General features: G+C 43.0%; 25 protein-coding genes. 7 read left to right on the forward strand and 18 right to left on the reverse strand.

Annotation, left to right across the window (positions count from 1 at the left end; all coding sequences use genetic code 11):
• Positions 1-38: 38 nt before the first annotated feature.
• Positions 39-524: a CotY/CotZ family spore coat protein gene (locus CN378_RS13865; RefSeq protein ID WP_098352843.1), complete on the forward strand. Its 486-nt coding sequence runs from the start codon at positions 39-41 to the stop codon at positions 522-524.
• A 51-nt stretch (positions 525-575) separates the two neighbouring features.
• On the opposite strand, the gene CN378_RS13870 is transcribed toward CN378_RS13865, so the two are convergent.
• The 5 genes from CN378_RS13870 to mgtE all read right to left on the reverse strand — a co-directional run bounded on the left by CN378_RS13870 (position 576) and on the right by mgtE (position 5,936).
• On the reverse strand, positions 576-1,103 hold the full coding sequence (locus CN378_RS13870; protein ID WP_179884925.1) for a CotO family spore coat protein: 528 nt from the start codon (positions 1,101-1,103) through the stop codon (positions 576-578).
• Positions 1,104-1,250: 147 nt separating this feature from the next.
• Complete coding sequence (gene fabI, locus CN378_RS13875; RefSeq protein ID WP_098352847.1) at positions 1,251-2,027, reverse strand: enoyl-ACP reductase FabI; 777 nt, start codon at positions 2,025-2,027, stop codon at positions 1,251-1,253.
• 80 nt (positions 2,028-2,107) lie between these two features.
• Positions 2,108-2,593 (reverse strand): DinB family protein, encoded by a 486-nt coding sequence (locus CN378_RS13880; RefSeq protein ID WP_098352849.1) that lies wholly within the window; start codon positions 2,591-2,593, stop codon positions 2,108-2,110.
• A gap of 115 nt (positions 2,594-2,708) precedes the next feature.
• Complete coding sequence (locus tag CN378_RS13885; RefSeq protein WP_098352850.1) at positions 2,709-4,571, reverse strand: monovalent cation:proton antiporter family protein; 1,863 nt, start codon at positions 4,569-4,571, stop codon at positions 2,709-2,711.
• A 21-nt stretch (positions 4,572-4,592) separates the two neighbouring features.
• Entirely contained in the window at positions 4,593-5,936 is a 1,344-nt protein-coding gene (mgtE, locus tag CN378_RS13890; protein WP_098353047.1) for a magnesium transporter, read from the reverse strand.
• Between the two features lie 286 nt (positions 5,937-6,222).
• On the opposite strand from mgtE, the gene prpE reads away from it, so the two are divergent.
• The gene (gene prpE, locus CN378_RS13895; RefSeq protein ID WP_098352852.1) at positions 6,223-6,954 is read left to right on the forward strand and encodes a bis(5'-nucleosyl)-tetraphosphatase PrpE; all 732 of its coding nucleotides are present in this window, start codon (positions 6,223-6,225) and stop codon (positions 6,952-6,954) included.
• 54 nt (positions 6,955-7,008) lie between these two features.
• Here prpE and CN378_RS13900 read toward each other — a convergent pair whose 3' ends face one another.
• From CN378_RS13900 to CN378_RS13915, 4 genes are read right to left on the reverse strand one after another with little or no spacing between them, the layout of a single operon-like run.
• A complete protein-coding gene (locus CN378_RS13900; protein ID WP_306471874.1) occupies positions 7,009-7,899 on the reverse strand; it encodes an RluA family pseudouridine synthase in 891 nt (296 codons plus the stop codon).
• A 10-nt stretch (positions 7,900-7,909) separates the two neighbouring features.
• Entirely contained in the window at positions 7,910-8,707 is a 798-nt protein-coding gene (locus tag CN378_RS13905; protein WP_098352856.1) for an NAD kinase, read from the reverse strand.
• An 18-nt stretch (positions 8,708-8,725) separates the two neighbouring features.
• On the reverse strand, positions 8,726-9,376 hold the full coding sequence (gene yjbM / locus CN378_RS13910) for a GTP diphosphokinase (RefSeq protein WP_098352858.1): 651 nt from the start codon (positions 9,374-9,376) through the stop codon (positions 8,726-8,728).
• Between the two features lie 19 nt (positions 9,377-9,395).
• Entirely contained in the window at positions 9,396-9,770 is a 375-nt protein-coding gene (locus tag CN378_RS13915; RefSeq protein ID WP_098352860.1) for a UPF0738 family protein, read from the reverse strand.
• 552 nt (positions 9,771-10,322) lie between these two features.
• Here CN378_RS13915 and CN378_RS13920 point away from each other — a divergent pair.
• The 5 genes from CN378_RS13920 to CN378_RS13940 all read left to right on the forward strand — a co-directional run bounded on the left by CN378_RS13920 (position 10,323) and on the right by CN378_RS13940 (position 13,581).
• On the forward strand, positions 10,323-10,910 hold the full coding sequence (locus CN378_RS13920; RefSeq protein WP_098352862.1) for a CYTH domain-containing protein: 588 nt from the start codon (positions 10,323-10,325) through the stop codon (positions 10,908-10,910).
• 44 nt (positions 10,911-10,954) lie between these two features.
• Positions 10,955-11,596, forward strand: coding sequence for a lytic transglycosylase domain-containing protein (locus CN378_RS13925; RefSeq protein ID WP_098352863.1), 642 nt, complete (start codon positions 10,955-10,957; stop codon positions 11,594-11,596).
• 256 nt (positions 11,597-11,852) lie between these two features.
• Positions 11,853-12,254 carry a globin domain-containing protein gene (locus tag CN378_RS13930; RefSeq protein WP_098352865.1) on the forward strand — a complete coding sequence of 134 codons (402 nt, stop codon included), beginning with the start codon at positions 11,853-11,855 and terminating at the stop codon, positions 12,252-12,254.
• The gene (locus CN378_RS13935) at positions 12,247-13,113 is read left to right on the forward strand and encodes a ClpXP adapter SpxH family protein (protein ID WP_257141149.1); all 867 of its coding nucleotides are present in this window, start codon (positions 12,247-12,249) and stop codon (positions 13,111-13,113) included. Before CN378_RS13930 ends, CN378_RS13935 begins: the two co-directional genes overlap by 8 nt.
• A gap of 279 nt (positions 13,114-13,392) precedes the next feature.
• Positions 13,393-13,581 (forward strand): hypothetical protein, encoded by a 189-nt coding sequence (locus CN378_RS13940; protein WP_098352869.1) that lies wholly within the window; start codon positions 13,393-13,395, stop codon positions 13,579-13,581.
• 83 nt (positions 13,582-13,664) lie between these two features.
• Here the strand turns inward: CN378_RS13940 and pepF are convergent, their stop codons facing one another.
• The 9 genes from pepF to CN378_RS13985 form a co-directional block, all read right to left on the reverse strand.
• Positions 13,665-15,488 carry an oligoendopeptidase F gene (gene pepF / locus CN378_RS13945; protein WP_098352871.1) on the reverse strand — a complete coding sequence of 608 codons (1,824 nt, stop codon included), beginning with the start codon at positions 15,486-15,488 and terminating at the stop codon, positions 13,665-13,667.
• Between the two features lie 88 nt (positions 15,489-15,576).
• Positions 15,577-16,761 (reverse strand): competence protein CoiA, encoded by a 1,185-nt coding sequence (locus tag CN378_RS13950; protein WP_098352872.1) that lies wholly within the window; start codon positions 16,759-16,761, stop codon positions 15,577-15,579.
• Between the two features lie 90 nt (positions 16,762-16,851).
• Positions 16,852-18,357, reverse strand: a complete 1,506-nt coding sequence (gene cls, locus CN378_RS13955) for a cardiolipin synthase (protein WP_098353049.1) — start codon at positions 18,355-18,357, stop codon at positions 16,852-16,854.
• 157 nt (positions 18,358-18,514) lie between these two features.
• A complete protein-coding gene (mecA, locus tag CN378_RS13960; protein ID WP_098352874.1) occupies positions 18,515-19,186 on the reverse strand; it encodes an adaptor protein MecA in 672 nt (223 codons plus the stop codon).
• Between the two features lie 348 nt (positions 19,187-19,534).
• Positions 19,535-19,930, reverse strand: a complete 396-nt coding sequence (spxA, locus tag CN378_RS13965) for a transcriptional regulator SpxA (protein ID WP_032089161.1) — start codon at positions 19,928-19,930, stop codon at positions 19,535-19,537.
• A 292-nt stretch (positions 19,931-20,222) separates the two neighbouring features.
• Positions 20,223-20,795, reverse strand: coding sequence for a GNAT family N-acetyltransferase (locus tag CN378_RS13970; RefSeq protein ID WP_098352876.1), 573 nt, complete (start codon positions 20,793-20,795; stop codon positions 20,223-20,225).
• Positions 20,796-21,087: 292 nt separating this feature from the next.
• Positions 21,088-22,287, reverse strand: coding sequence for a putative glycoside hydrolase (locus CN378_RS13975; RefSeq protein WP_483295087.1), 1,200 nt, complete (start codon positions 22,285-22,287; stop codon positions 21,088-21,090).
• 212 nt (positions 22,288-22,499) lie between these two features.
• Positions 22,500-23,435: an ABC transporter ATP-binding protein gene (locus CN378_RS13980; RefSeq protein WP_098352878.1), complete on the reverse strand. Its 936-nt coding sequence runs from the start codon at positions 23,433-23,435 to the stop codon at positions 22,500-22,502.
• Positions 23,435-24,505, reverse strand: coding sequence for an ABC transporter ATP-binding protein (locus tag CN378_RS13985; protein WP_098352880.1), 1,071 nt, complete (start codon positions 24,503-24,505; stop codon positions 23,435-23,437). The genes CN378_RS13980 and CN378_RS13985 overlap by 1 nt, the downstream gene beginning before the upstream one ends.
• Positions 24,506-24,521: the final 16 nt, after the last annotated feature.

Here is a 24,521-nt window from a genome sequence, read left to right on the forward strand (position 1 = left end):
TAATGTAAATGAAATTCATTTTAAGGAGGAACTTCTATATGGGTTGCGGAAGAGATAAAGACAATAGTTCAAAAAATCGTGGTTGCGTATGTCAAGCCGTCCGTGCTATTAAAGATATCCAAGACGAAGCAAACCAAGAGTGTAACGATTGTAGACACGATTGTTTCCTAGAGCCACTGGGTGCAATGGTGAGTCCTGCTGACCGTTTAAACACTCGTATCTTCAAGTTATATCTAAAAAACGGTGATACATTCAAAGCACACATCAAAGGATGCCCTTGGAAATCACCATTTTTCCGGGTAAAAGAAGTGTTCGATAACTGCTGTGCGACTCTTCAAGTATTAAAGCCTGACTATGCTGATAGTACCGGTTCTGGTTCACGATCAGGATCCGGGTCTGAAATGGAGACTATGGGCAATAACACTGAATGGGTTTTAACTGGAGAATGTATCACGGTCGACCTGGATTGCTTCTGTGCGATTCAATGTATCAAAGACGTATTCGTCGAATTAGAATGTGAATAATCCGTTATTCAGCTGAAAGAAGCCAGCCGGGAATCCCGCCTGGCTCTTTTTTTATTGCAGGCCGATCATCTTGATGGATGTCAATTCGTTCTTCCTCATTTTCACTTCTTCCCCTTGAAAGCTTTTAACGGTGATTTCATCACCATCATCTTCCAGAATGATACCTTTCACTGACAATATACCATTTGAAAACTCACACGGAAAAGGTACTTTGCCGTAAATACTCGCTGAGATATAGTCTAGTTTCTCGTCTATTGTCAGGTCCCGGAATGGCTTTAATTTTCTGAAGGCAGAAGTGGCCGCTTTCCGTTCAGCAGGCTCAGGACTTGGTTGTGCCGGAGTATCCTTCACAGGATTTTCCTGAAGCATGGAATACTCCTCTTCATAATATTTATCTTCCTGTTTCTCTTTTTTAGATGATTCCGGGGCGGATATAGGATGATTGTCTTTCATTCCTGGTTGGGGCTGCGGCTTCTTGGTTGAGCGGTAGGTCACTTGCATATTCCCTTTGACCTCTTCTAATCTTGGCTGGTTTATATATAGCAAAGGTTTCTTCCCCGCTTTTGGCTCTTTTCTCACTGTGACACCTCCTAATTGTTCTCCACTTTTATATGTATGCAAAAAGCGCCCAGGGGTTTCATTTTTATGAAAACTTTACGATTCCCGGTGATGAACACAAAAAAAAACGGCTCCGGGAATGGTATCCCGAAGCCGTAGCGCGTTGAATTATCCCAACACGTGATAACCTGAATCTACATGAAGGTTCTCTCCTGTGATCCCTCTTGAGTAATCACTGAAAAGGAATACCGCCGTATCACCAACCTCTTCTTGTGTTGTATTGCGGCGCAGTGGAGCACGCTCTTCGATTTCTTTCAGAATGCTGTTGAAGTCCCCTACACCTTTCGCGGACAGGGTACGAATCGGACCTGCAGAAATGGCATTCACACGGATGCCATGCTTCCCAAGGTCGCTCGCAAGATATTTCACACTCGCTTCAAGGGAAGCTTTGGCCACACCCATCACGTTATAGTTCTGCATGACTCTCTCTCCACCGAGGTATGTCATGCTAACGATGCTTCCGCCTTCTGTCATTAGATCCTTGGCTACCTTCGCAACCGCAGTCAATGAGTAGGAGCTGATATTGTGAGCAAGCAGGAAACCGTCCCGAGTCGTATTCATATAATCGCCTGCCAGCTCTTCCTTGTTGGCAAACGCGATACAATGAGCCAGTCCATGAATGACACCGACTTCTTCCTTGATTGCTGTGAAGCATTTTTCAATGTCTTCATCACTTGTTACATCACATGGCAGAACGAGTGAATCTTCTCCGCCCTCCAGTGTTCCGGCAAGATCCCTGACACCTTTTTCAAAACGCTCACCTGCATATGTAAAAATCAACCGTGCACCGGATTGATGCAAAGAACGTGCAATCCCCCACGCGATACTGCGCTTATTCGCAACTCCCATCACGACATATGTTTTACCTTTTAATGAAAGAGTCATTATTATCCTCCTAATTAATACATGTTATTAGTACCTACTACTAATTCTACCGCAATCGACTGTAAAAGAAAAGAAGATTCCTACCCAATTCTCTTTTTAACATCTGCAATTTGCAGTAAATGCCTTTGTTCATGCTTCCCGAGCAGCTCAAGCACCTGCCAGATCGGCATCTCCCCAAAGCGGTGATGATGCATGGATTGCCGGTCCAATCCATCTTCTGTGTATTCCTCAAGAAATTGTGTCGTAAGGGAACGGGACTCATCAAGGGCTTTCATCAACTCTTCCCTGGTTTTTGGATCAGAAGAGGGCTCGATGGGTGCTTTTAGTTTTTGGGCTGGATCATCGAATACGGACAAATCGACGTCAGTTCCGCTTCCCCCCGACTGGTTTTCGGCCGATTCAAGGGCAAGGGTCAAAAAGCGGGTTTCCGCACCTGCGAGATGAAGGACGATTTGCGCGATGCTCCATTCCTGTGGTGAAGGTTTTTGGTTCAGTTTTTCAAATGATAAACCCTCGAGACTTTCCTTTACCTTTTCCCTGATCTCCACTATTTTCGTTTCCCACATTTACATTCCCTCCTGAATTTTTTATTTTATAGTATCTATTAAGTGATGAGAGTGAAAACTCCTCTTTAAAATAAAACTTCCCAAGAAAAAGTTTTCTCGGGAAGCAGGGTTCATGTTAGCAGTATTCACAGAATTCGAGTTCTCGTTTGAGTTCGTCCACGTATTCTTTTGAGCCTGTGACGATCAGGCGGTCATTCATGTGAAGCTCTGTATCCCCATGGGGAACGATGGAATCTTTCCCCCTGAAGATCCTGACAAAGATGACATCACCCGTGAACGGGAATTTCCGGAGAGTCATGCCTTCAAACTGGCTGTTCAGCATTCGGATCTCATATAGGGATGTTTCCTGATTCGTCAGGATGCTCATAACGGACGGTGACTCGATGAGCGCACGTAATAAAGCTTTCGTTGATAAGAACACAGAGTATACCTCGATATCCTGTTCACGCAGGCTCTCATGCAGATCAGGGCTTTCCACCCTTACGATCACACGACCTACACCATACTCTTTTGCCGTGACTGCGAGTGTGGCATTCACTTCTTCATCACCTGTGGAGATCACAATGATATCCGACTCAAAGATATTCTTGTCTTCGAGTGTACTCAGTTCATAATCATCGATCTCATTGATCGTGAACAGGGAATCCGTGATGCTCCGATCTGATTTATCCTGCTTGGTATGATAAAGCACAGGTTCATATAAGGAGGATTGAAGTTCCCTGGAAACCGGCATGGTTAATTGATTTGCACCCAGGAACGTGATTTTCAGCTTCTTCTCTTTTGCACTTTCCCTTGGGAAAAGCTTTTTGAAGATGATCGGTGTAATGATACAGGTAATCACGGCAACCAAAATGAGTGTACCACTCATTTGAGGTGTAATAATTTCGATTCTTTCTGCGATTTTTGCAGCAGCAATCACCAAGGATAATGTTGATGTAAGTAAAAATGCTGAGGCAATCGTTGTTTTCGTATCATACCAGTATCTCAGTAAGTATACGGGTATGATTTTGGAAACCAGGAATGCCAGAACCAAAAACGGAATGAGTAAGAGCATCTTCTTGTCACTAAGTAGTGACCCAAGATCCAGCTCCACCCCGATCATCACGAAGAAAATCGGGATGAGAAATCCATATCCAAATGAATCAAGCTTGTGGACCATTTCCTGATTTGGGGCAAGCAAGGATACAAGCACACCAGCCAGGAACGCCCCCAGGATGTTTTCCGCTCCCACCGTTTCAGATACTGCCACAAGCAGCATGATCAGTGTAAAGACAGCACGGGTGCCGATTTGGACGGTCCCCGTCGATAAACTTTTGATGAACGGATTGTTCTTTAATCTCTTTGCCAGGAAGTACAGCATCAGCCCGACCCCGAACAGGATCAGAAGGAGCCACATATTTCCGTGCCCTTCCCCGTAAAGAGACACGAACACAGCAAGCAGGATCATAGTCACAAGGTCTGCAATGACCGCTACGAGCAATATGATCTGCCCGATGGCACTCTTCATGATATGGGCTTCCTTTAGGGTAGGGACCACGACACCAAGGGAGATTGTCGAAATGATCAATGTCATCAAGAATGCATTATCTATGAGTCCAAATAAGACAAATAAATAAGAAAGCCCGAGTGATACAAAGAAAATACCGATAAAAATGATAATGGCCAATTTCAAACGATTCGGTTCTTCTTTCCCACTTGGCAAAATCTCTTTTTTCTTTTTCCCGCCTGAAAAAGCAGTGAAATCAATTTCAAGACCGCTTAAGAACATGAGGAAAATAAACCCCAGGGTAGACAATGTCTCAAGCCACATGTCCTGATGAACGAGATTAAACCCGCTCTTTCCTATAACCAATCCCATTATAATTTCCGCGATGACGACCGGGATAAAATTCAATTTGAACCGATGCAGCAATATGGGAGTTAAAAAAGCTACAAGAATTACAATGACAAGCGATGCAACGGATGCATGTTGTTCCATTCATTCCTCCCCCTCTTCTCTCTATATTAGGTAATTCATAAACATGGTCGCTAAACCAAGATAAATCAATGTACTGATGATGTCATTAATCGTCGTGATAAAAGGACCGGACGCGACAGCCGGATCTACTTTTAGCTTGTGCATAATAAGGGGTACTAATGTACCGGCGAGGGTTGCAACGAATAATGAGATTAAGACGGATACGCCTACAAGGATGCCTAAGAAGAACTCACCCTTCCACACATACACGACGATACTGACAACGACTCCGCAGGTTGTTCCGGTGATAAGACCGGTCCCCGCTTCACGGATGACCAGGGACATCTTGTTTTCTTTTTCCAAATCCCCGGTGGCAATCCCCCTGACGGCAACGGCCAGCGCCTGAGTCCCTGTATTTCCCGCCATCCCGGCAATCAACGGGATGAATACGGCAAGGATCGCAACTTTATCCAAGGTGTCTTCAAACCGGCCGATGAGGCTTGCCGTGAACATCCCAAGAAATAATAAAGCAATGAGCCACGGGAGGCGCTTTTTCGCTGCATTTATGGGGCTTCTGTCAATGGAATCCAAATCGGCGATACCGGCAAGTTTGGAGTAGTCATCGGAAGCCTCTTCTTCCATGACGTCCATGATATCATCGACTGTAATGATCCCGAGTAGATGGTGCTGAAAATCAACAACTGGCAGGGCAAGGAAGTCGTAATCCTTCATTTGCCGTGCCACCGCTTCCTGATCTTCGCTCACGCCCACACTCATCACACGGCCACTCATGATTTCCCCGATCATGACATCATCATGGCTGATGATCAAATCTCTAAGGGAAATGACCCCTACAAGTTTTTTATCATCATCCACAACATATATATAGTAAATCGTTTCCGCATTCGGTGCTTCATTTTTCAATATATACATAGCCGATCGTACGGTCTGATTTTGCGAAATGGCCACGAACTCGGTGGTCATGATACTACCGGCTGTATATTCTTCATAATGCAGTAATTCTTTGATTTCTTTCGCCGATTCATCATCCATGATCGTCAAATAGCTGACAACCTGATCTTTATCGAGTTCATTCAAGACATCCACAGCGTCATCGGCATACATATTGGAAAGCATTTCAGCGGCATATGTAGGGTTCATTTCGGCTAAAATATCCTGATAGTCCTCTTCATCGATATCCAGGCTTTCAAACAGCTCTGCCATTTCTTCCGGAGAAAGATAATGGTACAGACGGCTTCGTAAATCTTCATCTATTTTAGAGAAAAACTTCGCTTGGTCATAAGAGTGTAATTGAACGAATTCTGAACGGAATAAATCCAGATCCTCTTCCTGAAGGGCTCTAATGAGAAGGTCTTCATCGTACATTTCTTTTTCCTGTTTATCTCTGTCTTTTTCCTGATCTTGAGTTACCTCAGACATCAAGTACACCCTCCTTCTTATCGTAAATTGAATATAGTCGTAATAATACTAGCAAATCTCGAGGCGATTGTCTCTTATGAAATCATAACCATTCATGCATTCTTTTGCTTTATACTATACAAAAAACCTTTAATGAATATTTAACCGTCCGATATGAAAGACTGAATCATTAATATGTCATAAAAATCGGGAAAAGAAAAGAAAAAAGGCACGTTGGGAAGGAAGTGCAGGGATGAAAATCGATATAATCGGTGATGTTCATGGCTGTTATGAAGAATTGAGAAAGTTGACGATAAAGCTTGGGTATGATTGGAGTACCGGCCTCCCCGTTCATCCGGAAGAGAGGAAACTTGGATTCGTGGGGGACCTGACCGATCGGGGACATCACTCCCTGCAGACGATATCCATGGTCCACTCTCTCTTTCAAAACAATTCTGTTTATTATGTGCCCGGGAATCATTGCAATAAGCTTTACCGCTATTTCTTAGGGAACAATGTAAAAATCCTTCACGGTCTGGAAACAACCGTCGCAGAACTCAGTGCCCTCACAGAAAAGGAAAGAAACAGATATCGGGATATGTTCATTGAACTGTATGAACAATCCCCCCTGTACCAGGTATTGGATGAGGGCAGGCTCATCCTCGCACACGCAGGCATAAAGGAGGAATTAATCGGAAAAAAGACGAACCGGGTGAAAACCTTCGTCCTGTACGGGGACATTACAGGGGAAAAGAATGAAGACGGAACACCCGTCAGAAAAGATTGGGCCCGTGAATATAAAGGAGACGCCTGGATTGTGTACGGTCACACACCTGTGAAAGAAGCACGCTTCGTCAATAGAACCGCCAACATCGATACGGGGGCTGTGTTCGGCGGAAAGCTTTCTGCGCTGAAATATCCTGAAATGGAGGTCATCAGTGTACCATCGAGTATGCCTTTTGTGGAAGAGAAATTCCGTGGATAATCGTTCTTGATCAATCATAAAAAAAGAGACCCTGATCAAATTGATCAGGGTCTCTTACTGCCTGTCAAGCAGCATCTTCATATCACACGGCATTCCGGCCTCTAACTCCAACCATTCCTTTGTAATAGGATGGAAGAAGTGCAGCTTTTTGCAGTGCAGGGCCTGCCTCCCGATGAGCTCTATACTGCCTCCATATAAATCATCTCCGGCGAGAGGATGCCCGATGAACGACAGATGAACCCGGATCTGATGGGTTCTGCCTGTTGCAAGCTTCAACTCCACGTGGGAAAATTCCGAAAACTGCTTCTTCACTCTGTAATGGGTCAAGGCATATTGTCCGTCTTCTCTCACTTCTCTTTCGATGATGCTGTCGGACTTTCGGCCAATCGGCTCTTCGATCATACCAAACTCATTCATCACACCCTCTGCGAAGGCTTCATACGTCCGCTTGATTTCCCTTCCCTTCTGCTGAAGGCTGAATAGATGATGGACATGCCGGTGTTTCGCCACAAGGACCAAACCGGATGTGTCTTTATCCAATCGGGTAACGATATGAACCGTTGACGAAATGCCCTTTTGAGTGAAATACCCGAGAATGGCATTTGCGAGGCTTCCTGTCGGCTCTTCTTTCGTGGGGATCGTTTTCATTCCCCACGGCTTATCAACGACAAGGACGTCGGCATCTTCATATACGACTGAAAGAGGGGTTTCTTCCGCGATTAACGTTTCACTCGGTTTTTCTTCAGGGAATCTCACCTGTAGCACGTCCCCTTCAGAGAGGGGATAACGGACATTTTCTTCGTTTCCATTGATCGTGATGCTTCCTCCGTCAAATTTGACAGCCGTCAGTGTCCGCTTTGACAATTTTTGATCGATCAAAAACTCCCTCATCAGCTTCCCTTCATAGCTTGACGGAATGGTCCATGTAAGAGTATAGCCTTTCACCTGCAAAACCTTACTCATCCGCTACAAACGAATCATGCACCCGTTTCCAGAACGGGAAAGGGCGGAAGCGGGCAAAGCGGATCTTTTCATCCGCGACACGATATTGAATGCTTTTCACATCTTTGTGAAGGAGTGAAAGATGATCGATCGTCACCAGAAAATCCGGGCCATTTACAGGCTTCAGCATGCATGTATGATGCGCTGGTAATATCAGAGGTGAACCGATGGTACGGAACACCCTATTATTGATGGAAGCCATTTCAGCGAATTGGATGGCGGGTAAAGACGGATGAATGATCGCCCCTCCCAGTGCCTTATTATAGGCGGTACTGCCGGATGGAGTGGATAGGCAGAGTCCATCTCCCCTGAACCGTTCAAAATGTTGACCCCTGATTTCCACGTCCATGACAAGGGTACCCTCCACGCTCTTAACCGTTGATTCATTTAAAGCGAGATATCGGGTTTCCTTTCCTCCATGCTGATAACGGATGATCGTTTCCAATAGAGGATACTCAATGATCTGATAAGGCGTCTTCGCAATGGCAATGACAAGTTTCTCGATCTCTTCAGGCACCCAGTCGGCATAAAAGCCGAGGTGACCCGTATGTACGCCGACAAAAGCCGTCTTATCAAGCCTTGACCTATAGCGATGAAAGGCATAAAGAAGCGTTCCATCCCCTCCTACGGAAATGACGATATCCGGTTGATCTTCATCATAGGTCAGGTTGAAATCCTGCAGATAGGTCCTCATTTTGTGCATTAATGTATTGGACTTTGAATCACCTTTTGATGTAATCGCGAATTTCATTCGTTTACCCCCTTCAAATCACTGTTGTTTTGGGTCGGAGCCCCGCTGATCCTTTTCCTTTTTATTTGTGAAAATGACCTGGGCTTCCTGTATTTCTTCCCTGATCAAACTCATTTCTTCATCGAGCCTGAATGCTGCCTCTGCAGCACTTTGGAGGCGATGACGAATCTGTTCAGGAATTTGTCCACTGTACTTATAATTCAACGAATGCTCGATCGTAGCCCAAAAATTCATCGAAAGCGTACGGATCTGAATTTCGACCAGGATATTCTTTTCACCGTGAATCGTTTGTACCGGATAGTCGATGACCACGTGGTAGGAGCGGTATCCGCTTTGTTTCTTATGGGTCACATAATCTCTCTCTTCAATAATCGTAAAATCCCTGCGACTGCGAAGCTTTTCTACCACCACATGGATGTCTTCCACAAATTGACACATCATCCTGAGTCCGGCAATGTCCTGCAACTCTGTCCCGATATTTGATAGCTTGATCCCTTTTTTATTCGCTTTGTCCAGGATACTCGCGATAGGCTTCACTCTGCCCGTCACGAATTCAATGGGAGAATGGGTATTATGGAGTTCATATTCTCCCCTCATCCCCTTAAGCTTAATCTTTAATTCATCGACCGCCTGCTTGTAGGGAGCTAAAAATTGTTCCCAGTGATTCATTCCCCTCACCTCTACACGCCTACTTTTCAAGAAATACACTCTCTACCTTTTTAACCATTTCGTCACCGTAGTTCCCGTTTCCTTCTATATTATCAACGAGATAGTCGAGTTCCTCAGTGAACTGATTCAATTCAAGGGTATAGTCTTCACTTTTAGCCACGACCGCCGCCTTCTCGTCGAGGGCTTTTTTCAACTCAGGCCAGATGGATTCTTCCAGGTATAAGTATACATATTCCTCTTCATTTTCAGCCAGGTATACGAAAGCATAGCGATCGGAATCTGCAATGATCTGTCCGGCCGCTGTCGTGTCTTGTAAGAGTTCCGTCTGGTCCGTATGTAAGTATAATGTACCGTTTTCGTATGTTGTGTGTTGAAATTGAACAATTTTCCTCATGCGTTTCTTCATCCTTCCATTAAACAATCAGTATCATTTTAACATAACACAACCATTTCATCTAAATATTGAAGTCCTCTTATATTGGGGCTCACTTAATTTATTTTCTGGATAAGTAGTAGTGTGAAAACATAGACCGTTCCTTTCCGCTCCAGGCACTTGCTTTCCGCGGGGAGGAAGTCGAGCCTCCTCGGGCATAGCCCTGTGGGGTCTCGACCTTTCCTCTATATCCCGCAGGAGTCAAGTGCCTTCCGCTACAATCCACTCTTAGCTTCTATTCTATACATTCTGCTTAAACAATTTTTCAAAGTTTTAGTACAGGCTTAATTCAATCAGTAGTTTTTTTAATCTTTAATTTCATTTAATACTATTAAGGTGAGCTGAGAAATGTATTAAATAATGTTTACCTTTTAGCTCTGTCAGAAAACCTCACCCTCCATACACACACTAATTGACAGAGCCAATGTAGACCTTATATCAAAAAAGGATATTTTGCTAAAAGAGTCTATTAAAGAGATAATAGAGACAGTATGCAAGGAAAGGATGCTTGTGATGACACAGGAAATTGAGATAGAATTTAAGAATCTTGTAACAGAAGATGAATTTATCCGCTTAACCTCCCATTTTCATATAAAAGAGGTAGATTTCATTTCTCAGGATAATCACTATTTCGATACGTCTGATTATCGATTAAAAGAAAAACAATCCGCCCTGAGGATACGGGAGAAAAACGGTGGGTATACATTAACGTTAAAGACCCCTTTAAACGAAGACCTCCTGGAGACGAACCAAACCTTATCCAAACAGGAAGCCCATTCCCTACTACACGAAGGTACATTTCCTCAAGGAGAAGTAAGTGATGCACTGGAGTCCCTTTCCATCCCACGCGCATCCCTTCAACACTTTGGAACGCTCTCTACCAGCAGGGCTGAAATCGATTATAGGGACGGACTACTGGTCTTCGACAAAAGCTCTTATTTACAAAAGGAAGACTACGAGCTCGAATATGAAGTGAAAGAACGGACATCTGGTGAAGCGATTTTCCTGGAATTACTGAAGGAACACCACATCCCACTCCGTAAAACGGAAAATAAAATCAAACGTTTTTACTTAGAGAAATTAAAACAGGATGAATCGTGACCGATATACTATAGGAATAACTGTAAAAAAGAGGAGTCATACACATGAATGTTCAGCAGCTGAAAACGATGATGGAGCTTCAGGCCCTGAACAGCCTGGGTTCAGTATCGTCCATGCAAAATACTACTCGTCAATCCAATGACTTGTTTCAACAGCTTCTCAATCAAGCTCTTCACACAAGCCAATATAACGGAGATATGAATCAAACCCTGGGGGCCGTCAATGAAGCATGGAGATCGAACCCTTCTTTACCGGTGACCGCAGGCATCCCGCAGATTTCCAGTATAAACAAGCCGCATTGGAATGCGCCTCAGGAAATCGACGAGATCATCTCCCGTGCAGCGGATCATTATGGCCTGCCTAAAAAGCTGATTCAATCTGTCATTAAACAGGAATCCAATTTCAACCCGGACGCCGTCAGTCCTGCAGGTGCAACAGGGTTGATGCAGCTCATGCCGAGTACAGCAAGGGGGCTTGGTGTGAACAACATCTTTGACCCGGAAGAAAATGTATTCGCCGGCACAAAATACTTAAAGCAAATGCTCGATAAATACAATGGGGATATCCACCTTGCACTGGCAGCCTACAATGCAGGTCCTGGAAATGTCGATAAATATAACGGCATCCCACCGTTCAAGGAAACCACCTCATATGTAAAAAAAGTGACGGATCGCTATTTCGCCTGACGATCCTCTTCTCTATTAAGGCCGGCCGCCCAATTCAGGGCGGTCTTTTTTATTTGGATCCTTGTGAAATGGTCCGATAGACCCCCACCTGTTCCACGGCTCTCAAATCCTTCTTTTCCATGAAATTCAGGATAGAGAAAACAAAGAAGGCAACACTAATTCAGGAATACGCAGGCATTGTAAGGCGATTTGTTTGAGATATGGATGAATGCTTGCTAGAATGAACATACAATCTAAGTAAAAAGGAGTCATTCTTATGGTCGAGAAACCACAATTGCCTTATGATCTTATCGGCGAAAAGAAACTCTCCATGCTCGTTGACGCTTTCTATAATAGAGTATCAAATCATCCCGGATTGGCACCGATATTTCCGGATGATTTAACCGAGACGGCTCGGAAACAAAAACAATTTCTAACGCAATATTTAGGCGGTCCAGCCCTTTACACAGAGGAGCATGGACACCCTATGCTGCGTGCAAGGCATCTGCCCTTTCCGATCACGGAGGACCGGGCCAAGGCCTGGTTAAGCTGTATGCATGAGGCAATGGATGAAGTCAATCTAGAGGGTCCAGTAAGAGATGACTTTTTTCACAGACTCGCATTAACCGCCCATCATATGGTGAATACAGAAACACCTAAGGGTCATACCATTGACTAGAACGAATAGCTGGCATCACCTTAAAGGGTGTGGACGTGACAAGAAACCTCTGGAAATATATATGTTTGTTGACCCTCTCTGCCCGGAATGCTGGGCGCTTGAACCAGTCTTAAAGAAATTGCACATTGAATACGGACAATACTTCCGGATCCGCTATATTCTAAGCGGCCAGCTCTCCTCCCTGAACCTTGCGACGAAACGCAAACAGGAAGATCTGGCTCAGCAATGGGATAAAACAGCGAGCCGCTCCGGAATGTCGTGCGATGGAAGCTTATGGATCGAGAACCCGATTGATTCTCCCTATCTCGCTTCATTCGCCATCAAAGCAGCAGAGCTGCAAGGAAAGCATTCGGGAATCCGCTTTTTACGGTTCTTACAGGAACGATTATTCCTTGAGAAACAGGACATCTCGGACATTGAGGTCCTGAAGGAATGCGCTCGGGCTGCCAAGCTTGATATCAATGAATTCATGAACGATATTAACTCATCTTCTGCATCCAAAGCGTTCCAATGTGATGTCAAGATCACGTCGGAAATGGAAGTGGAAGAAATTCCAACGCTCGTCTTCTTCAATGAGAATATTGAAGATGAAGGCCTGAAGATTACAGGATTGTATTCCTATGAGGTGTATGTTCATATTATTGAAGAAATGCTTGCGGCAAAGCCTGAAAAGCAGCCATTGCCTCCTCTGGAAGTATTCATGAAGTATTATCGCGTGGTCGCATCGAAGGAGATAGCCGTTGTGTACGATCTATCAATAGAAGAAGTAGAAAAGCAGATGAAGAAATGGACACTTCAGCAAAAAGTAAAAAAGCTCCCTGCCAAACACGGAACCTTTTGGAAATATATCAGTCAATAAGTATTTCAATATAATTAAAACCTCATAAAACAAGAAAAGCCGATGTTGTTTCCAACATCGGTTTTTCAATACGAACAAAGGGGATGGGAGAAATTTTTCACGGTCAAACAAAGGGGTATATGTTTGCTTGTGATCAACTTCACACTGATAATATACCATGGGTCCACTTGTATTGGCAAGTTGTTTGTATGGTATTTCACAATATTGTCAAAATCGAAACATGTTATCTCCACCCTCATCATATACATAGGAATAAGACAACTTACGGAGGGAATAGCTATGCTCGTGAAAATGAAATATGGAATCCTCCTCCTTTTGATCCTGATCAGCTTCTTCATCAATATCCTCGGCCTCATGCACCTGGTTCCGGTCTATATCACATCCCCCATCCTCTTTCTCTCGCTCCTCCTCTTCTTCCACTCACTCGGAAACCGAAATCGTTTTAGAGGATTCAAATCGATGAAATGAGGGACGGACCTTAACGATCAACATGCCATAAATATAAAACACCCCGCCTGAAGTATTCAGGCGGGGTGTTTCTTTGAATCCATTTATTGGAGTTTCTCTAAAAGCTCTTCCATTTCATTCAGCTTTTCCTCAAAGACTTTACAAGCGTCTTCCACCGGTTTGGATGTCGTCACATCCACTCCTGCCTTCTTCAACACTTCAATAGGGTAATCTGAACTTCCTGCTTTCAGAAAATCGATGTAGCGCTCGACTGCAGGCTCCCCTTCATCCAATATCTGTTGGCTAAGGGCGGTTGCCGCCGAGAACCCTGTTGCATATTGGTAGACGTAGTAATTGTAATAGAAATGTGGGATACGCGCCCATTCCAAGCCGATTTCTTCATCGATCGAAATATCTTCACCGAAATATTTTTTATTCAATTCATAGTACTCTTTTGTTAAGAATTCTGAAGTCAGGGCTTCTCCTTCTTGTGCTTTCTTGTGGATGAGATGTTCGAATTCTGCAAACATCGTTTGTCGGAAAACGGTTCCTCTGAATCCTTCCAGATAATGATTCAAGAGATACAACCGTTTCTTCTCATCATCGATCGTATTTAACAGGTAATCATTCAATAAAGCTTCATTGCACGTTGATGCCACTTCAGCAACAAAGATGGAATAATGACCATACGTGTACGGTTGGGAACCGCGTGTATAATAGCTGTGAACACTGTGTCCAAATTCATGAGCCAGTGTAAATAGATTGTTTACATTATCCTGCCAGTTCATCAGGATATAAGGGTTTGTGCCGTATGCTCCAGATGAGTAGGCACCGCTTCTCTTCCCCTTATTTTCGACTACATCCACCCAGCGGTTTTCAAATCCCTCTTTCAGGACATTGGCATATTCCTCACCAAGTGGCTTTAATCCATCAAGAATCATGTTCTGTGCTTCGTCATAGCTTATATCCATTTTGACTTCCTTTACAAGGGGCGTATACAAGTCATACATATGGACCTCATCCAACCCCAGCACTTTTTTGCGGAGCTTCACATAACGCTGCAGCAGATGAAGGTTCTTATTGACGGTATCAACGAGGTTGTCATACACTTGTTCCGGGATATTGTTGTTGGACAATGCCGCATGCCTCGCAGAATCGTAGTGTCTGACATTTGCAATGAAATTATCCTTCTTCACTGCACCGCTTAAAGTGGAAGCAAATGTGTTTTCAAATTTACCGTACGTCTCGTATACCTTTTTAAAGGCTTCTTCCCGGACACGGCGATCGCTGCTCTCCAGGAATCGGATAAAACGGCCGTGGGTAATATCCACTTCTTCCCCGTTCTCGTCTTTAATGCTCGGAAACTCGAGATCCGCATTGTTCAGCATCCCGAACGTATTACTTGCAGCACTGAACACTTCAGATGCCTGCGCCAAGAGCGCCTCTTCTTCAGCTGAAAGAACATGGGGACGCTGCAGATTGATTTCCTCCAAAGCATGCTTATACTTCTTCAGTTCTTCCTTCTCCTCAAGAAACGTTTGAAGCTTCTTCTCTTCAATGGAAAGCACTTCAGGCACCAGGTAAGCAAACTTACTTCCTAATTGTGTATAAAGACTTTTGGCACGGTCGTCGAGTCCCTGATAATAGGAATTGGTTGTATCCTGGTCATAGCGCATATGAGAATATGTATACACCTTCCCCATACGTTCCATCATTTCGTCTTGAAAGGCAAATGCTTTGTAAAGCTGATCCGCACTATCACCCAATGTTCCCTTGAATTCATCTGCTTTCTTTGTTAACTCTTTGATTTCTTTATATTCTTCTTCCCATGCATCATCACTTGCGAAGATATCTTCCAATCTCCACGTTAACTTCTCCTCTACCTCTTTTCTACCAGGCAGACTTTTAGTAGCTGTATCTTTTGACATATATATCCTCCATTCTGAAATCCACAGAAAATTCCTTATAGTTACATTCTCTCTTATCTAAGAATTTCCTGCAACAATACAATCTTAGTTATAGCTTTTTTAATATATGCTTCCATACAGGAAAAAAATCCTCCCGATGCTGTTCAAAGGCAGAGAAATGATCCGGGCAGCTCCAAGGCTCAGAAAGCTGAAATTGATTCTTACTCACTCTGCTAAGCACTTTCATCTCTTCAAGAATCCATACATATCCCCTTGCGATTCTCATCATCACTTCATCCTCCTTCACGAACGGTAAAGGACGGAGCTCGATATGTCCTTTAGTAAGTCTTCTATTCAACGCCATGTACACACTCTCTTCAGAGAAAAAGCGATCCCTTTTCAAGCAGTCTTTCCATATATAGTATTGCCATTCCACCACATGATTTTTAATATGAATTCCATGAGGGATGAGGGGGAGACCAATATAAAGAGGCAGATACAGGAACGTGTCCCCAGACCCATACACTTCCCGTAGAAATCCATCTTTTCTTGGCTGTTGATAATGTAGTTTATTGTATATCCACTTGGTTCTATAGTAGTTCCAGTTCTTAAATTGGTATGGTTGATGGAATGTGGTGTCAGGAATGGAGGGCGGCAGGGTAAATCGCCCAAGGGGAATGGTAATGGGTGCTGGACTCATAAATGTCGAAGCTGTAAGGGGCAGCAGATGGTGGAATAATTGAAAACTGCCCTTCTCAGGGAGAAATTGGAGCAGATGATAGTCTAAATGCGGTGAGTACCGGATGAAAGACTGTTGAAAGGAAGATAGAGTCAGAAGATCATTGTACTTTACGGGCTGAGTCAAGATCCAAAACGGGATGATCTTCCGGCTATGATAACCCCGTGTCCGATTTTGGATTTCAGGGAGCGGGATGGTAGAACACTGGATTTCGATGGCAATTTCCCTGGTAGCTGTTTTCACATAAATATCAGCGATCTGCTTAAGCTCTTTTACATAATGCTCTAGCTTTACGTCTGTATAGAGGGAGTTTATCCTGTCATATAAGAGCTGTTTACCTAACAGATGTTCTGGGGACTCATGCTTCACCACCTCACAATCAGAGTGGGACACATGGGCAAAATGGGGTATGTTTTGACTTCCGATGCGCAATCGTAACCTGGAAGAACAATGGGGACAATGAAAAGCGTGCCCCTTACTTCTTAACACCTTCAATTCTTCCCTGCTATAATGGATCGTTGTAAAGGCCTGCTGATTGAATAAAGCTGTTAACATAGAACACCTCCTTAAAGAATCATTCGCTATAAATCGGGAAATTCCTGCAAAAAAAAGCCTTCAAGCAAAAAATCACTTGATGGCCCTTTTTTATAATAGAGGGGACATTAACCGCGAAGTGGACTCAAGAATCCTGTATCCAAGATGTCTCTTTTGGAACTCTTCCAGCTGTAGTTCTTCTGAATCATCTAAATCATGGAGATATTCCTTCACAATCGACGAAGTACTTTCCGTTTTATACAGGAATGCATTCACTTCAAAATTCAAATGAAAGCTTCTCATATCCATATTCGATGTCCCGATCGAAGCCATTTCTTCATCGACGATCACGATTTTACTATGCATGAACCCCTTCTGGTACTCAAAGATACGGGCCCCTGCCTCAAGGAGATCAGGGAAATAGGAACGGGAAGCATGAAAAACAATTCGCTTATCAGGTTTATGAGGAACGAGCAACCTTACATCCACACCACTTAAAGCTGCAATCTTGAGAGCTGAGAAAATGTCTTCATCCGGAACGAAATAAGGGGAGGCAACCCACACACTCTTTCTCGCCGAGGTGATCATCGAGAAGAAAATATTCTTCAATACGCTCAACTCATTGTCCGGTCCCCCTGCAATCATCTGAACTCCGCCGTCATGTGTATTTTCAAGGGGGTCAGGACTTAAGTATCCAGGGGTGAGAAAATCATCGTTCGTCATATAATACCAATCCTGAAGAAAGATCAACTGCAATGTGCGCACCGCTTCTCCCCTGACAAATAGATGCGTGTCCCGCCAAAAACCGAAATGTGGATTCTTGCCCAAATATTCATCCCCGATATTAAGACCTCCCACAAATCCGATACTGCCATCGATCACAATGATCTTTCGATGATTTCGAAAGTTGAACTTGTTATTTAGAACGGGGATTTTCACAGGACCGAACGCAACCACTTCGATCCCCGCATCCTTAAGTTCAGTTATATAATCCTTTGATAATTGCCAGGCACCGACCGCATCGTACAGGAAACGGATTTTGACACCGTTATTGGCTCGTTCAATGAGGATATCCTTAATCTGATTTCCTATTTCATCATGACGTACAATATAGTACTCCATATGGATATGATGCTTCGCAGTCTTTAACCACTTTAGTATTTCTCCAAATGTTTCCGTACCATTTGTCAGCAATTTCGTTTCACTTGAAAACGATATGGCGCTGTTCCCGATTCTCTGCGCAAGCTGAAAATGCTTCTCCTGAAATAAGCCAAACATATCGGCGTTTATCTCCTTTGGACCGGGCTCAAATCTATTATAGGTTTCCTGATCCAATATGTACTTCTTCTTATACATCTTTTCTTTACGATAATTTCGGCCAAATAATAAGTAAAAAATGAATCCCAGAAACGGAAAAGCGCCCAACACGACCAGCCATGTCAAGGTTTGGGTAGGATGGCGATTTTCAAAGAAAATGAGAAACCCAATGACAATGACGGAGAATGTAAATACAATACTTATGTATTTCACCATCCCGGAAAGATATTGATCAAAATAGAAAATATAGCTTAGTACAAGAACGGCAATAAATAATAGGACCCTTACTGTGTTTTTCATACGTTTAACACCTTCCACCGGCTTAATGATTCCTAAATTATGAAGCTTTGTCATAGATGAATGAAAATCGTCCCCTGTCACGATAAGGGACAAGGCGGTTTAACTGAGAAATAAATATAAAAAAATACCGATTTCTAATTGAAACCGGTATTGATCCTTACGAGAAGTGTTCACTTAATGTCTCAAAGACATGTTCGTGAATGACCACTTTTCCATACTCTTCAAGGCGATGAACGGTCATTCGTGACTCATCGGCATATTCAAGCAGTATGCTTAACGTATTGTCGATATCTTCTTCTGTGAAGTGCTCTTCAGAAAATTTAACATAAATAAAATATTTATTTTCGAATGCAAGCAGCTTCGTTTCCAGATGCTCCATAGGCATGTCTTTCATTCGATGGGATAGGGAAATCGCATCTTCAAAATCATTGAATTTCAGCGTGAAATCCAATACCACTTCTGCTTCCCCATCCTGATCCTGTTTGATCTGGAAGTGCTGATCCAGAAGCTCCTCTATACGTTCATCGACTGGAAGTTCTTTAAGCTTATCCTCTGGAATAGGAAGCTCAAATCGCTGACCATCCTTTGAAACCTGAGCTCTTGTAACAAGTACTTCAAGCCCTTTATCTAACGCCTGAACTTGAATCCACAGCGGTCCTTCAATTCCGAAATCTTCTTCCTGATGAACTTCATCCATCATTTCCCAGAAGAGTTCTTCACTTCTTTCGCGATTATACCAGATTTCCTCACGGTCAAAGCCGCGATCCTCTATATCCCCATAAGAAATATAGAACTTGACGGTATTTTCATTAATGCGTTCGATTTCCAATTAACACCTCTCCCTTCTTGCATGATGTTAGTGAAGGGACTACACCCTCTGAGCATGAATGCTCTATTGCTGGTGAAGATAGAAGATACATTTAGGTTAGTTTGTACCTTGTACTTCTATTTTATGATAAAACCGTAGAAAATGGAATTAAACTAACACCCATTTTTTTCTCACAAATCCCACTAGGTGTTTTTGACATTTTAGCGAATATTTGCAGAAAATTCAAGTGATAATACTTAATCTAATATAAAAGGGGTTGACCCGAAAGGATACGCAACGTTCCTTGAAGGGTCAGCCCCTTTTACTTATATATTCCCAAACATGAAAGCCTGAGAATGTAAGAATACTTTAGTTTACCATTCTTTGAGCTTCTAGAAGTTGGAATGTGCGAACTTTTCTTGGAAGGAATCGTCTGATTTCATCCTCATTGTACCCTACTTGAAGACGCTTTTCATCCAGGATGATTGGACGTCTTAAAAGCCCGGGGTTTTTTTGAATAAGCTCGAACAACTCTTGAAGTGGTAAGGTTTCTAAATCTACATTAAGCTTTTGGAATGTTTTAGAACGGGTAGAAATGATTTCATCTGTTCCATCCTCAGTCATACGAAGGATTTCCTTGATTTCATCAATGCTTAATGGCTCAGAAAATACGTTGCGTTCTGTATATGGAATCTCATGCTCTTCTAACCAAGCTTTTGCCTTGCGACAAGATGTACAACTAGGTGAAGTGAATAATGTAACCACGAATCATTCACACTCCCTTAAGGATTTTTTATAATATAGAGTTTATTTAAACGCCCTTAATTAAAATTAGTTTAAATAAGAAATCTCTATTATGTATTATACATGAATTACTGTCCCTTGAACATAGTTTTAACTAATTTGTCAAATTTCCTATACATAGGTTTAACATAGCTATATCTTCTGTATTCTATTATGGGTTTACCCGGTACAGCTTGAGTTTAAACATGATATTGCATTTCCATTTTTTCATTTAGAAAACCTTATTGCGAATAGACAATAAGGTTCTTTTAGCTTAAAGATTTTTAAGTACATCCCCGTCACGATCTTCATCTTTCTTTAAGACCTCTTCAACGGGCTGATAAGAAGCACCATAGAATTTCTGATCATTATAGGTGTGGATCAGTTCATAGGTTTTTTTCATGGACTCGAAGATAAGATCTTCAGATTCATGTTGCGGAGCCCAATATAGAATTTCCATTTCATTTATTTCGTTCGTGGCAAGTGAACGACGGGCATATCCGATACTGACAGCGTGTTCAAAGCCTTCACGCTTATAGAATTTCAAGCGCTTTTCCGTGTCCGTGTCATCATAGTCCACCGGCTCAACTTCCAGAATGATCGCTTTCTTCTTCTCCTTCAACTTATCAAGCAGTTTATGACCGAGGCCTTGACCGCGGGCATCCTTTGAAACAAAGAGGTAATCGATAAAGATGAAGTCTTCAAGTTCAGCGTACATAAGCACATGATGAGGCCCCTCATCCTTATGATAGATGTCGCTTCTTTCTTTAAGCAGTGATTCAAGATGTTCTTTTGATTTCATTTCCTCTACAGGGAAATACTGATTTAATTTTTCATACCAGTGCATGGATCTACTCCTTTAAATAAGATTTATGTGCCATTGACTAACGTGATACCATTATGATTCTCAAGAATGATTTGATTATGTTGGATGTTAGTCTTATCCGTGGGATTGATCATACGGAATCACAGGCGAGTGCCTATGAAGAGGGTATTGTGGTTGAAAGCGGTTAATCTTACCAATAATTTAATGATAACAATATCTGATCCCTTTTTCAAATGGAAAGCTATGTTTAGGGGGGAGAATTCCTTTTTACGTAAAAAGACTGACCTGCTTGTTTACAGGTCAGTCTCTTCTATCAAGGCGTATAATCTACGCCTTCAGTGTATGAATTACCGGCATCCCACAGAAGGAATTCATTGACTCCTTGATCATTCAAAGCTCTGATCTGGGCTTCTACTTCAGCTTTTCCATACGGTTTATAGTTCCCGCTTCCCAACCATGTTGCAGTGAAATCCTGCAGCCATGGCCTTGAAATCGGCTTGTTTTTCAATTGTGCTATTTTGGCTTTTTCCACCTTGGTATATTCAGTGACTAATTCATAAGGCTGTAAATCCGGTTTTGCAATACCGAAATAAGGGGTCCAGTGACTCGGATAAATCATAGATGAGATGACATCTACATTCTCGGAGATCTTCGAGAAATTCTGGCCGATCCCGGGTGCTTCCGGTAATGTTGCCGTGTAGCCGAAAATGTCAACCGACACTTTCACGCCATATGGTTCAAGCTTTTTATGAGCATATTCCACAAAGTCAGTAACGGCGTGCACGCGTTTTTGTACATTATCGGAGTCTTCTTTGGCATATTCCCCTCCGTTATAAGTAAGTTCATTATCCCTTTTCTCAAATCCTTCAGGGAAACGCACATAATCGAACTGAATTTCCTGGAAGCCCATTTTTGCTGCTTCTATGGCAATGCCCACATTGTAATCCCAAACTTCTTTCAGGAATGGGTTAACGAATGAGTCTCCTCCGCCATTTGACCAAACCTTATCACCCTCCTTAAAACTCAAATCGGGTCTTTGATTTGCAAGTACCGTATCCTTAAACACAACAACCCTGGCAATCGGATAAATTTTCTTTTCTTCCAACGTCTTTAACATCGCTTCGGGATCTTTAATATATGGCTGACCCACTTTGGCATATGGAGAGGACTCTTCCGGTACATAGGTTACATTCCCGACGTCATCTTTAATATCAATGACCATCGCATTTAAATCTGTCGTATCCATTAATTTTGTGAGCGTTTCGAACCTATCCCCACCGGCTGAATGAGCCGTGACATAAACTCCCCTTACCGCATCCGGATATTCGAAGCTGAGACCGGAATCATACACGAACCGTGGAACCGGGCTTGTTATCTCTTTCTTGCTCATCGAAATTGTTCTCTTCCCGTGACTCTTAGCCGATCCACTCTCAGCAGCGATTGCTGATTGAAACGGCATGACGCACATTGTGACTAAACAGAATGATGTCGCTACCTTACTCCATTTCAAAATAAACCTCTCCTCTTAAGCAAGCTATCTAGTAAATTATGTAACTCCCTCTTCTATTCTAACAAGGAAATTACTTGAAAGAAAAGGGTGAATCCACCTAGTCTGTCGAAATTTCCAAGGAAATGAATAATCTTCTATTTATTTTATGACTTTCTTCTAATATAAGACGGTATCCATGAAAAAAACTCCCCTCATTGAAGGGAGCTTTTTCCTGCTTAGTTTTTATATTGAGCTTTGTATTGCGCAAATTCTTTTTCAGAACAGTAAACGAAATGTCCTGGTACCACTTCACGCATTTCAAGGTTATCATCCTCTGTATAGTTATGAACAGACGGATTATACTCTTTTCTTCTGCGTGTGCGCTCATACTCGGGATCCGGTAACGGAATCGCAGATAGAAGCGATTGAGTATAAGGATGAAGCGGATTTTTATATAGTGCATCACTCGTTGTTAATTCAACCAGCTTTCCATAATACATTACGCCGATGCGGTCACTGATGTACTTCACCATGGAAAGGTCATGGGCAATGAATAAATAGGTTAAACCTTTCTCTTTTTGAAGTTCCTGCATCAGATTGACAACCTGTGCTTGAATCGAAACATCAAGGGCGGAAATAGGCTCATCGGCAATGATGAAGTCAGGATCCACAGCAAGGGCACGGGCAATCCCGATACGCTGACGCTGTCCACCGGAGAATTCATGCGGATAACGTCCGGCATGCTCTTTGTTCAATCCAACTGTCTCAAGGAGGTCGTGAACCCTTTTCAGGCGTTCTTCCTTTGAAGTAGCCAACCCATGAATATCGATACCTTCCGCAATGATATCGGCTACCTTCATACGTGGATTCAGACTTGCATACGGATCCTGGAAGATCATTTGCATTTTACGGTTGAATTTTTTCAACTGAGAACGTGATTTTTTGCCGTGAACGTCCTCACCGTTAAAGAGGACCTGACCGTCTGTTGCGTCATATAAACGGATGATCGTACGCCCTGTCGTTGATTTTCCGCAGCCGGATTCCCCAACAAGACCCAGGGTTTCCCCTTTATAAATATCAAAGCTGATATCGTCAACCGCTTTAACCATATTCGGTTTACCAGGGTTGAAATATTGTTTAAGATTCTTAATTTCCAGTAATTTTTCTGCCATTATAGACGAACCCCCTCAACAAGTACCGGTTCTTTGAAGTTTGACGGCATTTGTCTTTGTCTTGCTTTTACTGCTTCCGGTGGCTCTACCTGTGGAGCACTCGGGTGGAGCAGCCAGGATTTCACATAGTGAGTGTCTGACACCTGGTAATATGGCGGCTCTTGTTCAAAGTCCACTTTAAGGGCATATTCACTGCGTAGAGCGAAGGCATCGCCTTTTGGTGGATGCAATAAATCAGGAGGAGTACCAGGAATCGCCACTAACTCCTGCTCACCTTCCGTATCGGTTGTAGGCATGGAACCGATCAGTCCCCATGTGTACGGGTGACGCGGATCATAGAAGATTTCGTCTACTGTACCCGTTTCTACAATCTGTCCACCATACATGACGGCTACACGATCAGCTACGTTCGCCACAACGCCAAGGTCATGGGTGATGAAAATGATGGACGTTTCAATTTTATTTTGGAGGTCCTTCATCAACTCGAGAATTTGCGCCTGTATCGTCACATCCAAAGCCGTTGTCGGTTCATCGGCAATAAGGATCTTCGGATTACAAGCAAGTGCAATCGCGATGACGACACGCTGACGCTGACCGCCGGAAAATTGATGTGGATACTGTTTAAAGCGGGTTTCAGGGCTTGGAAGACCAACCAGTTTAAGCAATTCAATCGCGCGTTTTTTCGCGTCATTTTTACTCATATTTTGATGTTTCACAAGGGGTTCCATGATTTGTTTACCAATCGTCATGGTTGGGTTTAAAGACGTCATTGGATCCTGGAAGATCATAGAAATATCTTTTCCTCGGATCTTTTGCATATCTTTCTCTGGAAGCTTTGCTAAATCTTTTCCTTCAAAAAGGATCTCTCCACCTTTGATGAATCCCGGCGGGTTTGGAATCAATCTCATAAGTGCTTTCGTGGTAACCGATTTACCGGAACCTGATTCTCCCACGATTGCTAATGTTTCACCTTTATCTAAATGGAAATCTACACCGCGCACAGCCTGTACTTCTCCTCCATGCGTATTGAAGGAGACGTGTAGATCTTTCACTTCTAGTATTTTTGACATAATATTATCTCCCTTC

It is taken from the genome of Bacillus sp. AFS015802 (assembly GCF_002561455.1).
Taxonomy (GTDB): Bacteria; Bacillota; Bacilli; order Bacillales; family Bacillaceae_B; genus Rossellomorea.